The 12,163-nt window shown below is 70.4% G+C and carries 13 protein-coding genes and 1 pseudogene; all 14 read left to right on the top strand.

Features of this window, described 5'->3' with window-relative positions; genetic code table 11:
• A pseudogene (locus IY392_RS12575) lies at window positions 1-286 on the top strand (phenylalanine--tRNA ligase subunit beta); the annotation flags it as partial.
• 1 nt (window position 287) lies between these two features.
• Window positions 288-1,133: a bifunctional hydroxymethylpyrimidine kinase/phosphomethylpyrimidine kinase gene (gene thiD / locus IY392_RS12580; RefSeq protein WP_194861401.1), complete on the top strand. Its 846-nt coding sequence runs from the start codon at window positions 288-290 to the stop codon at window positions 1,131-1,133.
• 91 nt (window positions 1,134-1,224) lie between these two features.
• Complete coding sequence (locus IY392_RS12585) at window positions 1,225-2,010, top strand: DUF2786 domain-containing protein (protein ID WP_194861402.1); 786 nt, start codon at window positions 1,225-1,227, stop codon at window positions 2,008-2,010.
• A gap of 68 nt (window positions 2,011-2,078) precedes the next feature.
• Window positions 2,079-3,116, top strand: a complete 1,038-nt coding sequence (gene argC, locus IY392_RS12590; protein ID WP_182613278.1) for an N-acetyl-gamma-glutamyl-phosphate reductase — start codon at window positions 2,079-2,081, stop codon at window positions 3,114-3,116.
• Window positions 3,113-3,589 carry a hypothetical protein gene (locus tag IY392_RS12595; protein WP_194861403.1) on the top strand — a complete coding sequence of 159 codons (477 nt, stop codon included), beginning with the start codon at window positions 3,113-3,115 and terminating at the stop codon, window positions 3,587-3,589. The genes argC and IY392_RS12595 overlap by 4 nt, the downstream gene beginning before the upstream one ends.
• 1 nt (window position 3,590) lies before the next feature.
• Entirely contained in the window at window positions 3,591-4,526 is a 936-nt protein-coding gene (argB, locus tag IY392_RS12600) for an acetylglutamate kinase (RefSeq protein WP_182613277.1), read from the top strand.
• Window positions 4,523-5,737 carry an acetylornithine transaminase gene (locus IY392_RS12605; protein WP_194861404.1) on the top strand — a complete coding sequence of 405 codons (1,215 nt, stop codon included), beginning with the start codon at window positions 4,523-4,525 and terminating at the stop codon, window positions 5,735-5,737. Before argB ends, IY392_RS12605 begins: the two co-directional genes overlap by 4 nt.
• On the top strand, window positions 5,734-6,675 hold the full coding sequence (argF, locus tag IY392_RS12610) for an ornithine carbamoyltransferase (RefSeq protein WP_194861405.1): 942 nt from the start codon (window positions 5,734-5,736) through the stop codon (window positions 6,673-6,675). The genes IY392_RS12605 and argF overlap by 4 nt, the downstream gene beginning before the upstream one ends.
• Before the next feature lie 5 nt (window positions 6,676-6,680).
• On the top strand, window positions 6,681-7,169 hold the full coding sequence (locus IY392_RS12615) for an arginine repressor (RefSeq protein ID WP_182626939.1): 489 nt from the start codon (window positions 6,681-6,683) through the stop codon (window positions 7,167-7,169).
• A gap of 52 nt (window positions 7,170-7,221) precedes the next feature.
• Window positions 7,222-8,421 (top strand): argininosuccinate synthase, encoded by a 1,200-nt coding sequence (locus IY392_RS12620; protein ID WP_107756350.1) that lies wholly within the window; start codon window positions 7,222-7,224, stop codon window positions 8,419-8,421.
• Window positions 8,418-9,857, top strand: coding sequence for an argininosuccinate lyase (gene argH, locus IY392_RS12625; protein ID WP_182613216.1), 1,440 nt, complete (start codon window positions 8,418-8,420; stop codon window positions 9,855-9,857). The genes IY392_RS12620 and argH overlap by 4 nt, the downstream gene beginning before the upstream one ends.
• A gap of 5 nt (window positions 9,858-9,862) precedes the next feature.
• Window positions 9,863-10,084: a Trm112 family protein gene (locus IY392_RS12630; protein WP_182613217.1), complete on the top strand. Its 222-nt coding sequence runs from the start codon at window positions 9,863-9,865 to the stop codon at window positions 10,082-10,084.
• Window positions 10,081-10,731 carry a DNA-3-methyladenine glycosylase gene (locus IY392_RS12635; RefSeq protein ID WP_194861406.1) on the top strand — a complete coding sequence of 217 codons (651 nt, stop codon included), beginning with the start codon at window positions 10,081-10,083 and terminating at the stop codon, window positions 10,729-10,731. The genes IY392_RS12630 and IY392_RS12635 overlap by 4 nt, the downstream gene beginning before the upstream one ends.
• A 22-nt stretch (window positions 10,732-10,753) precedes the next feature.
• On the top strand, window positions 10,754-12,034 hold the full coding sequence (gene tyrS / locus IY392_RS12640; protein WP_194861407.1) for a tyrosine--tRNA ligase: 1,281 nt from the start codon (window positions 10,754-10,756) through the stop codon (window positions 12,032-12,034).
• The last annotated feature ends 129 nt before the right edge of the window (window positions 12,035-12,163 follow it).

The following is a 12,163-nucleotide window of genomic DNA, read 5'->3' on the forward strand; positions in this document are numbered from 1 at the left end:
GGCCTACCCGGCCGTCAACCAGGACGTCGCACTCGTGGTGGAGGCGGGCGTGCCCGCGTCCGCGGTCGAGGCGGCCCTGCGCGCGGGCGGCGGGGATCTCCTGGAGAGCGTCCGACTGTTCGACGTCTACACGGGCTCCCAGCTCGGCGAGGGCCGCAAGTCGCTGGCGTACGCCCTGAGCTTCCGGGCGGACGACCGGACCCTCACCGAGGACGAGGCGACCCGGTGGCGCACGGCGGCGGTCGAGGCCGCGCAGGCGGCGGTCGGGGCGACGCTCCGTGGCTGAGGTGTCGCCTCAGGCATCCGTGGTGTCCGCGGAGGCCGGGGTCCCGAGGGTCCTGTGCATCGCCGGCACCGACCCGTCCGGCGGCGCCGGCCTGCTCGCGGACGTCAAGTCCGTCGCCGCGATGGGCGGGTACGCGATGGGAGCCGTGACCGCCGTGACGATCCAGAACACCCTCGGGGTCGAGGGCGTGCACGCGGTTCCCGTCGAGACCGTTGTCGCCCAACTCGACGCGGTGGCGGACGACGTCCGGATCGACGCGGTCAAGATCGGCATGCTCGGCGAGGCGTCCCTCGTGGAGGCGGTGGGGGACTGGTTGCGTCGCCGGCGGCCCCCGAACGTCGTCCTCGACCCGGTCATGGTCGCCACCACGGGGGGCAGGCTCGCCAGTGACGACGCCTCGCGGATGCTGCGGGACCTCGTTCCCCTCGTGGACCTGGTCACCCCCAACGTCCCGGAACTCGGAGTCCTGTGCGGCGAGCCCGCCGCGAGCGGAATCGAGATGATCGTGCACCAGGCCGAACTCGTGCACGAGCAGACGGGGTGCTCGGTGCTCGCCACGACCGGCGATCTCGAGGACGGCAGCGCGGAGGACGTCCTCGTCCGGTCCGCGGGCGGCGCGCGCCCGACCGTGCGCCTGCCGTTCGTCCGCGTGGACACCCCGAACACCCACGGGACCGGATGCTCGCTGTCCTCCGCCCTGGCCACGGCCCGGGTGGGTACCGCCGACTGGGAGGCGGCGTACCGGCGGGTCCGTCCCTGGATGGACGGCGCCCTGCGGGGTGGGCTCGATCTGGAGGTGGGCCGGGGGGCCGGGCCACTCGACCACACCTGGTTCCTCCACCACTGAGACCCCTGCGATCCCGCTCCCCCCTCGGGCCTGCTGTCGTACACCTGTGCGAATATCCGGCTCAGTACACGGCCGAGATCAGGAGCAGAGAATGAGCACCACGCAGCAGTCCTCCGGAGAGTCCACCACCGCATCCTCCACCGACCCCTTCGCCCGGTCCTCTGCCGCGCCGTCGGCGGCCCGGGCGCTCGATCGGGTCCGGAAGCTCTTCGCCAAGGCCGAGAGCGTGGCCGGCACGCCGGAGGCCGAGATCCTTCTCGAGCGGGCGTACGGCCTGCTCGCCAAGTACGGGGTCGACGAGGCCCTGGCGAGATCCGGGCCCGAGGCGCAACCGGCGGAGGTGGTGGTCCTGGACCATCCGGTCGCGGGCAGGTACCAGTCGGATCAGGTGAGCCTGGTGGCATCGCTGGCGGCCGCGATGCACTGCCGGGCCGTCACCTCCACCCGCCGCGACGGCACGAGGGTGGTCCACGTCGTGGGGGTGCGCCGGCACGTCGAGCGGGTCGGGATGCTCGCGGGCGCTCTCACCGGCATCATGCTCGCGGCGGCGGCACGCCAGCGACCGGCTCCCGGTGTTCCGGCGGTCACCCACCGCAAGTCGTTCATGACGGGGTTCGCACACGAGGTGGGGCGCCGATTGGCCGCCGCCGAGGGGGGAGCGGTAGCCGTGAGCACCGACGCCGCCGGGGCCGGGCTCGTCCTGCGGTCCGACGCCCAGCGAGCGGACAGTGAGCTGCGGCGTCGCTTCCCGTCCGCGGTCCGTGGCGCGCGGCGTCGCGTGGGTTCCTCGGGGATTCAGGAAGGGCGTCGGGTGGGCGGCTCGGTGGATCTCGGGCAGAGCCGCTTCGGTGGCGGGCGGCGTCAGATCGGGGCGTGATCGGGCCGGGGGTGGCGCGGACGGCCGCGGACGTGCAAAAGATTGCATGATGTTGCATACTCGTGCGCATGGCAATCACAGTGGCAGTCGCGGGTGCATCGGGTTACGCGGGAGGGGAGTTCCTCCGCCTCCTCCTCGGGCATCCCGCGGTGGTGTCGGGTGAGATGGAGATCGGCGCGCTGGCCGCGGGGTCCAACGCGGGCCAGCCGCTGGCCGAGCACCATCCCCACCTCCTCCCGCTCGCGGACCGTGTCCTGGTCGAGACCAGTGCTGACACCCTGGCCGGTCACGACGTCGTGGTCCTGGGACTGCCGCACGGGCACTCCTCGGAGATCGCCGAGCAGTTGGGGCCGGACGTCCTCGTCGTCGACCTGGGCGCGGACTTCCGGCTCTCCGACGCCGCGGACTGGGAGGCCTACTACGGCTCCGCCCATGCCGGCACCTGGCCGTACGGTCTGCCCGAACTCCCCGGCGCGCGTGAGGCGCTGCGGTCGACCCGCCGTATCGCGGTCCCCGGGTGCTTTCCCACGGGGGCGAGCATCGCGCTGTTCCCGGCGGTCGCTGCCGGCCTGGTCGACGCGTCGGGGATCACGATCGTCGCGGTCACCGGCGCCTCCGGTGCGGGGAAGTCCGCCAAGGTGCCGATGCTCGCCTCGGAGGTCATGGGCTCGGCGAAGGCGTACGGCGTCACCACCCATCGTCACGCTCCCGAGATCACCCAGAACCTGCGGGGGGTCACCGAGTCGCGGGTGTCGGTGAGCTTCACCCCTGTCCTGGCCCCGATGGCCAGGGGAATCCTCACCACGGCGGTCGCCCCGACCACCGCGACCGCGGAGGAGCTGAGGCGGGTGTATGCCGAGGCGTTCGACGACGAGCCCTTCGTCCACGTGCTGCCCGTGGGAGTGCAGCCGATGACCGCCTCGGTCCTCGGGTCCAATGCCGTCCAACTGGGTATCGAGGTCGACGAGCGGGCCGGACGTGCTGTGTTCACGGCTGCGATCGACAACCTCGCCAAGGGCACCGCCGGTGGCGCCATCCAGTCGATGAACCTGGCTCTCGGACTCCCGGAGACGGCCGGTCTCAGCACGGTCGGCCTCGCTCCGTGACGGTGGGCGCCTCGTCCGGCGCGGTATCCGGTGGCCGCGCCCACGGACTCGAGTCGTGGTCCGATCCGGTCGGGAACGACGCGCTGTTCTGGGTGGCTCCCCCGGGCACGATGTCGGTCCTGGAGGTCCACGGCGAGGGTGCGGGTGCCGCGGAGTTACGGTGGAGCATTCTGAGCGCCGAGGTTCCGGCGATCCGAGCGGTGGTCCTGCTCGGCGGACCCGGATCCGGGGACACCGGGCAGGATTTCACGTTCACGCACTCCGTCGCGGAGGACGTCGCCCGGTTCGTCGGCGCCCGATCCGGTGGCGAGGTCGGTCCGATCGAGGTCCTGGTCTTCCGACCCGACACCGATCGGTCGCCGTGGCCGGAGCCCACACGCACCACGGACGGGGTGGAGTTCGCGTTCCGCCACCGCGGGGGCGCCGACGTGCGCCTGACCCTGACCGTTCCCGACCAGCCGGAAGAGGCCTGACATGACCACCAAGATGAACGACGGGTCCACCGAACTGACGCCGTTCGTCCGCGCGCACGTCCTCGCCGAGGCGCTGCCCTGGCTGCAGAAGTTCCACGACACCATCGTCGTGGTGAAGTACGGCGGAAACGCGATGATCGATGACCAGCTCAAGGCGGCGTTCGCGGCCGACATGGTGTTCCTCCGGACCTGTGGCCTCAAGCCGGTCGTCGTCCACGGTGGCGGCCCCCAGATCACGTCGATGCTCGGCCGACTGGGGATGGAGGGCGAGTTCCGCGGAGGCTTCCGGGTGACCACCCCGGAGGTCATGGACATCGTCCGAATGGTGCTGTTCGGCCAGGTCGGCCGGGAACTCGTGGGCCTGATCAACGCGCATGGTCCGTACGCGGTCGGGATCTCCGGGGAGGACGCGGGGCTGTTCACCGCCGTCCGGCGGACGGCGATGGTCGACGGCGAGCCGACCGACATCGGGCTGGTCGGAGATGTGGAGTCGGTCGACCCCGCTGCCGTCCTGGACCTCATCGAGGCCGGCCGCATCCCGGTCGTGTCCACCATCGCACCGGATGCCGACGGCACCGTCCACAACATCAACGCCGATTCCGCCGCCGGTGCACTGGCCACCGCGCTCGGTGCCGAGAAGCTCGTCGTCCTCACCGACGTCGAGGGCCTCTACACCGATTGGCCGGACCGGTCCTCACTGGTCACGCACCTCGGAACCGGTCCGCTCGAGAAGATGCTCCCGTCACTCGAGAGCGGGATGGTCCCGAAGATGGAGGCGTGCCTGCGGGCGGTCCAGGGCGGGGTGCGGGCGGCCCACGTCATCGACGGGCGCGTCGAACACTCCGTGTTGCTCGAGATTCTCACCGAGGGCGGCATCGGCACCATGGTCACCGCGGGTGACCACGAGATCCGCACACCGGTAGGAGGCGCGACATGACCGGATCCGACACCCCATCGCTCACCGCACGGTGGGAGAGCGCTCTCATGCGCAATTACGGGACCCCGCCCCTGGAGCTCGTCTCGGGCCGGGGCGTCACCGTGATCTCGGCCGACGGCCGCGAGTACGTGGACTTGCTCGGCGGGATCGCGGTCAACGCGCTCGGCCACGCACATCCGGCGGTGGTGGACGCGGTCAGCCGCCAGGTCGCCGAGCTGGGCCACGTGTCCAATCTCTACATCCACCCGAAGGTCGTGGCGCTGGCCGAACGGCTCGAGTCGCTGCTGGCGGTGGACGAGCCCGTCCGCGCCTTCTTCTGCAACTCCGGCGCGGAGGCCAACGAGGCGGCGTTCAAGATCGCCCGCCGGACGGGCCGCTCACGGATCCTCGCGGCCGAGAACGGGTTCCACGGCAGGACCATGGGCGCGCTCGCGATGACGGGCCAACCCGCCAAACGGGAGCCGTTCGAGCCGATGCCCGCCGGGGTCGAGTTCTTCCCCTACGGAGACATCGAGGCCCTCACCGCTCTCGTCGGACAGGCTCCGGGGGACACCGCCGCCGTCATCCTGGAGCCGCTCCAGGGCGAGGGCGGGGTCGTCGAGCCCCCCGAGGGTTTCCTGTCAGAGGTGCGCGCGGTGTGTAGCGAGCACGGCATCCTCATGATCGTCGACGAGGTCCAGACCGGGGTCGGCCGCACCGGTGCGATGTTCGCCAGCCGGCGGGCAGGGGTGGTCCCGGACGTGATCACCCTGGCCAAGGGCCTGGGAGGGGGATTGCCGATCGGGGCCTGCCTCGCGGTCGGCGCGGCCGGGCAACTACTCACCGCGGGCCAGCACGGGACCACGTTCGGAGGTAACCCCGTGGCGTGCGCGGCCGCACTGGCGGTCCTCGACACGATCGAGTCCGACGACCTGGTCGCGCACGTGGACCGGCTGGGGAAGATCCTCGCCGCGGAGATCGAATGCCTGGACCACCCGCTCGTCGACCACGTCCGCGGGAGCGGCCTGCTGCTGGGCGTCGTCCTCACCGCCCCGCTCGCCAAGTCGGTGGAAGGGGCGGCCCGGGAGGCCGGGTACCTCGTCGGCGCCACCACCGCGGACGTGGTCCGCCTCGCACCACCGCTCATCCTGACCGAGGAACAGGCCGCGCGGTTCGTCGCGGGACTCCCTGCGATCCTCGACGCGGCGACCCCGAAGGAGTCCACCCCATGACCGCAGCTACACCGTCGGTGCGACACTTCCTGCGTGACGACGACCTCAGCCCCGAGGAACAGGCCGAGGTCCTCGATCTGGGTCTGCGGCTCAAGGCCGACCCGTTCTCGGCCCGCCCGCTCGAGGGTCCGCGCTCGGTCGCCGTCATCTTTGACAAGACGTCCACGCGGACGCGGTTCTCGTTCGATGCCGGCATCGCCCAACTGGGCGGGAACGCCATCGTGGTGGAGTCCGGATCCACCCAGATGGGCAAGGGTGAGACCCTCTCGGACACCGCCCGGGTGATGTCGCGCTACGTCGAGGCGATCGTCTGGCGGACGTACTCGCAGGACGCGCTCGTGGAGCTCGCCGCGCATTCCGACGTACCGGTGGTCAACGCGCTGACCGACGAGTTCCACCCGTGTCAGATCCTCGCGGACCTGCTGACGATCCGGGAGAACTTCGGTCGCACGGCGAGCCTGCGTGCGGTGTACCTCGGTGACGGTGCGAACAACATGGGGCACTCGTATCTGCTCGGGTTCGCCACCGCGGGCATGCACATCACCATCGCCGCGCCGGAGGGCTACCAGCCGACCGGCCAGGTGGTCGCGGACGCGGAGCGGGTCGCGGCGGGGACCGGCGGTTCCGTGGCGATCACGACCGACGTCGACGCGGCGGTGGTCGGGGCCGACGTCCTCATCACGGACACCTGGGTGTCGATGGGGATGGAGGACTCGGCGACAGAGCGGATCCGCGACCTGGCCGACTACCGGTTGGGCCAGGACTCGGTCGACAAGGCGTCTGACGATGTCATCGTCCTGCACTGCCTCCCCGCCTACCGCGGCAAGGAGATCACGGCCGAGGTCATCGACGGGCCCCTCAGCCGAGTGTTCGACGAGGCCGAGAACCGGCTCCACGCACAGAAGGCACTGCTCGTCTGGCTCATGGGGCGGTCGTGACCACGATGGGCACGGTCAGCAGGACCGCCAGACATGCGCGGATCGCCGAGATCCTCGAGCGTCGCGCCGTCCGCAGCCAGACCGAGCTGGCGGAGGCCCTGGCCGAGGAGGGCATCGCCGTCGCGGTGGCGACCCTGAGCCGCGATCTCGACGAGCTCGGGGCCGTCAAGCTCCGGGCCGCGGACGGCGGGGCTGGTCGCTACGTCATCCCGGAGGACGGCAGCCGGGCCCCCGGGATCCCCGGGGGCACCGACCGGCTCGGCCGGCTGCTCGGCGACCTCCTGGTCTCCGCGGACCACAGTGGCAACATCGCTGTCCTGCGCACTCCGCCCGGCGCCGCGAACTTCCTGGCGAGCGCGCTCGACCGCGCGAACCTCGACGACGTGGTGGGCACGATAGCCGGGGATGACACCATATTCGTGATGGCCCGTGAGCCCGTCGGGGGCGCTGAGCTCGCGGACCGGCTGGCCTCGCTGGCCCGGCGCCCGGTCTGACCGCCACCACCCGACCCGATACTCTCCGACCCGAACAACAAAGGAGCACACCATGTCCGATCGCGTAGTCCTCGCCTACTCCGGCGGCCTCGACACGTCAGTAGCCATCAGCTGGATCGGCAAGGAGACCGGCGCCGAGGTCGTCGCCGTCGCCATCGACCTGGGCCAGGGCGGTGAGGACATGGACGTCATCCGGCAGCGTGCCCTGGACTGCGGGGCCGTGGAGTCGATCGTCGTGGACGCCCGCGACGAGTTCGCCGACGAGTACTGCGCGCCCACGATCAAGGCCAACGGGATGTACATGCGGCAGTACCCGCTGGTCTCGGCGATCTCCCGACCGCTCATCGTCAAACACCTGGTCACCGCCGCCAAGATGCACGGTGGGACATCCGTCGCCCACGGATGCACCGGCAAGGGCAACGACCAGGTCCGCTTCGAGGTGGGCTTCGGCGCCCTCGCCCCCGACCTCGAGGTCATCGCCCCGGTCCGGGACTACGCCTGGACGCGCGAGAAGGCCATTGAGTTCGCGGAGCAGAACGAGATCCCCATCAACGTGACGAAGAAGTCCCCGTTCTCGATCGACCAGAACGTGTGGGGCCGGGCGGTGGAAACCGGCTTCCTCGAGGACCTTTGGAACGCTCCCACCAAGGACGTCTACGACTACACCGAGGACCCCACTCTCAACTTCGCGGCTCCCGACGAGGTCACCGTCACCTTCTCGGAGGGCGTCCCGGTGGCGATCGACGGGCGGAAGGTCTCCGTGCTCGAGGCCATCATCGAGCTCAACCGCCGCGGCGGGGCCCAGGGTGTCGGTCGGTTGGACATGGTCGAGGACCGTCTCGTCGGGATCAAGAGTCGCGAGGTCTACGAGGCGCCGGGTGCGATGATCCTCATCACCGCGCACAAGGCGCTCGAGGACGTCACCCTCGAGCGGGAGCTGGCCCGGTACAAGTCAGGGGTCTCCGACGAGTGGTCCAACGCGGTCTACGACGGCCTGTGGTTCTCTCCGCTCAAGTACGCTCTCGACGCTTTCATCGACAACACCCAGCAGCACGTCTCCGGGGACATCCGGATGGTCCTGCACGGTGGGTCCATCGTCGTCAACGGCCGTCGCTCCGACTCGTCGTTGTACGACTTCAACCTCGCGACCTACGACGAGGGGGACTCGTTCGACCAGAGCTACGCCAAGGGCTTCGTGAACCTCCACGGTCTGAGCTCCAAGATCGCCGCCAAGAGGGACCTCGGGCTGTGAGCGGACCCGACCGCCGGGACGATCGACACGGCACCAACACCGGCGCCCTGTGGGGCGGGCGCTTCGCCGGAGGCCCCGCCGAGGCGATGGCCGCGCTGAGCAAGTCCACGCATTTCGACTGGGAATTGGCGCCCTACGACATCAGGGCCTCGAAGGCCCATGCCAGGGTGTTGCACCGTGCCGGGTTGCTCTCCGGTCCGGAGCTCGACGCGATGCTGGACGGTCTGGACCGTCTGGCCGCCGACGTCGATTCCGGCGCGTTCGTCCCGGCGGAGTCGGACGAGGACGTGCACGGCGCGCTCGAACGCGGCCTGATCGACCGGGTGGGTGTCGAGGTGGGCGGCCGCCTCCGGGCCGGCCGCTCCCGCAACGACCAGGTCGCCACGCTGTTCAGGATGTGGTTGCGCGACGCGGTGCGGGAGGTGGCCGGGGGGGTGATCGACGTGGTCGACGCGCTGGTGTCCCAGGCGGACGAGCACCCGGAGACGGTCATGCCGGGCAAGACGCACTTCCAGGCCGCGCAGCCGATCCTGCTCGCACACCACCTCCTGGCCCACGCGCAGCCGCTGCTGCGCGACGTCGAACGGATCCGGGACCTGGACCGACGCCTGGCCGTGTCGCCGTACGGTTCGGGCGCCCTGGCCGGGTCGTCCCTCGGGCTGGACCCGGACGCGATCGCGGCGGAACTCGGCTTCGATCGTGCGGCGGACAATTCGATCGACGCCACGAGCTCGAGGGACTTCGCTTCCGAGGCGGCATACGTCCTCGCGCAGGTCGCTGTCGATCTCTCCCGCCTGGCGGAGGAGGTGATCGCCTGGTCGACCCCCGAGTTCGGATACGTCACGCTCGCCGACGAATGGTCGACCGGGAGCTCGATCATGCCCCAGAAGAAGAACCCGGACGTCGCGGAACTGATGCGCGGCAAGACCGGCCGGTTGATCGGCAACCTGACCGGCCTGCTCGCCACCCTCAAGGCCCAACCGCTGGCCTACAACCGGGATCTCCAGGAGGACAAGGAACCGCTCTTCGATTCGGTGGCCCAGCTCTATCTGCTCCTCCCGGCGATGGCAGGGATGGTCTCGACCCTGAAGTTCCACCCGCGTCGCCTCGCCGCGCTCGCTCCGGCCGGGTACACGCTGGCCACCGACATCGCGGAGTGGATGGTCCGTCAGGGTGTGCCGTTCCGGGTCGCCCACGAGGCGGCCGGGGAGTGCGTCCGGGTGGCCGAATCCCGCGGTGTGGGACTCGATGCGCTCACCGATGAGGAGCTGACCTCGATCGACCCGGCACTCACCCCGGAGGTCCGCGACGTCCTCACGGTGACGGGATCGATCGCCTCACGGAACGCACGGGGCGGGACCGCCGGCACCGCGGTGGCCGCGCAGCGGAGCCGACTGGGAGAAGTCCGTGACGAACTCGCCGACTGGGTAGGGTGAGCGCCATGTCCGTCATCGATGACCGCCTGCTGGAGATCCTCGCCTGCCCCGAGGACAAGGGGCCGCTCCTCCTGGCGGGTGACGACACGCTCTACAACCCCCGCCTGCGCCGCGCGTACCGGATCGACGACGGCATCCCGGTGCTGCTGGCGGACGAGTCACGTCCGGTGGACGAGGCGGAGCACGAGGCCCTGCTCGCCCGTGCGGGCGGGGCTCCGCACGAGTGACCCTGCCGCAGGACGGAGGGGACACGTTCCGGGCGCTGCTCCGCGACTCGGACCCCGACGAGGCCGCACGGTCCCTGTTGGGAGGTGTCCTGACCCACGGGCCCGTCGCGGTACGCGTGATGGAAGTGGAGGCCTATGGCGGCCCGGTCGACTCGCCCCACCCGGATCCCGCCGCGCACACGTGGCCGGGACCGACGCCGCGGAACGAGGTGATGTTCGGCGATGCCGGGCATCTGTACGTCTATCTGAGCCACGGGATCCACCAGTGCGCCAACATCACGTGCCGACCCCCGGGGGAAGGCGGCGGTGTTCTCCTCCGCGCCGGCCGCGTGGTGGGCGGACACGAGGCGACCCGGCAGCGCCGACCCGGGATACTCCCCGAGCACGCGGCGCGCGGCCCGGGGAACCTCGGCAGGGTGATGGGAATCGACCTGTCCTTCCGGGGCATGGACGTCCTCGATGCGGCGTCACCGGTCACGTTCCGTCCTGATCCCGTTCCCGCGTCGCAGGTCCGGTCGGGACCCCGGGTGGGTGTGTCCCGTGAGGCCGACCGCCCGTGGCGGTTCTGGATCACGGGCGCCCGGGAGGTGTCCTCCTACCGGCGCAGTCCACGCGCGCCGCGTTCCCCGCACCCCGCCCCGTGGTAGCCCGACGCGCCGATGGGGGACAATGTCGCTCGTGACTTCCAACATCCTCGATGACCTGCAGTGGCGGGGGCTCATCGCGCAGTCGACAGACCTCGACGCGCTCCGTGAACACCTCGACGAGGGCACCGTGTCGCTGTATTGCGGCTTCGACCCGACCGGGCCCAGCCTGCACGCGGGTCACCTCATCCCGCTCCTCACCCTCCGGCGGTTCCAGTTGGCAGGGCACCGGCCGATCGTCCTGGCCGGGGGAGCGACCGGCATGATCGGGGACCCCCGGGACGTGGGGGAGCGGACCATGAACACCGCGGACACCGTGGCCGACTGGGCAGAGCGCATCACAGGTCAACTAGAACTGTTCGTCGACCTCACAGAGGGGCCCGTGGGGGCCCGTGTGGTCAACAACATGCAGTGGACCGGTCATCTGACCGCCATCCAGTTCCTGCGAGACGTCGGCAAGCACTTCTCGCTCAACACCATGCTCGGGCGGGACACCGTCAAACGTCGCCTGGACGGTGACGGGATCTCGTACACGGAGTTCTCCTACATGCTCCTGCAGGCCAACGACTTCGTGCAGTTGAGACGCACCATGCGGTGCACACTGCAGATCGGCGGCTCCGACCAGTGGGGGAACATCGTCGGCGGCGTCGACCTCAACCGCCGGATGGATGGTGAGACGGTTCATGCCATGACCGTCCCCCTGGTCACGTCGTCCGACGGGAAGAAGTTCGGCAAGTCGACGGGTGGCGGGAGCCTCTGGCTCGACCCCGACCTCACCAGCCCGTACACGTGGTACCAGTACTTCCTCAACACGTCCGATGCGGACGTGGTCCGCTATCTGCGGTGGTTCACGTTCCTGGGTCGTGAGGAGATCGAGGAGCTGGAGGCACTCACCCGGGACACGCCGCACCTCCGCGCGGGACAGAAGCGCCTGGCGGAGGAGATGACCACGATGGTGCACGGGGTGGCGGCCACGGAGTCCGTACAGGCGGCCTCCCAGGCGCTGTTCGGGCGGGGAGAACTGACTGAGCTCGACGAGCGGACGCTCGGCGCCGCACTCGAGGACGCCGGCGCCGTCGAGGTGGCGTCCGATGCCCCGAGAACGATCATCGAGCTCCTGGTCGCCTCCGGACTCTGTGACAGCAAGGGCGCCGCACGCCGCGCCGTCGGCGAGGGTGGCGCGTATGTCAACAACGCCCGCATCGACGACCCGGAGTGGACGCCCGGGCACGATGATCTGCTCCACGGGTCCTGGCTGGTGCTCCGCCGCGGCAAGAAGAACCTCGCCGGGGTGCGCCTCCGCTGATCGCGACCACGATGTGAGGCGGCGCCGGTGTCGACCGGCGCCGCCTTGCTCTCAAGTCCCGGAATTGCGTGCGTGACCTGGCGATTTGCGTTTGGGTTCACGTCTGCGTAACTTATTGGAGGTCGCCGA

Source organism: Dietzia sp. SYD-A1 (assembly GCF_015356725.1).
Lineage (GTDB): Bacteria > Actinomycetota > Actinomycetes > Mycobacteriales > Mycobacteriaceae > Dietzia.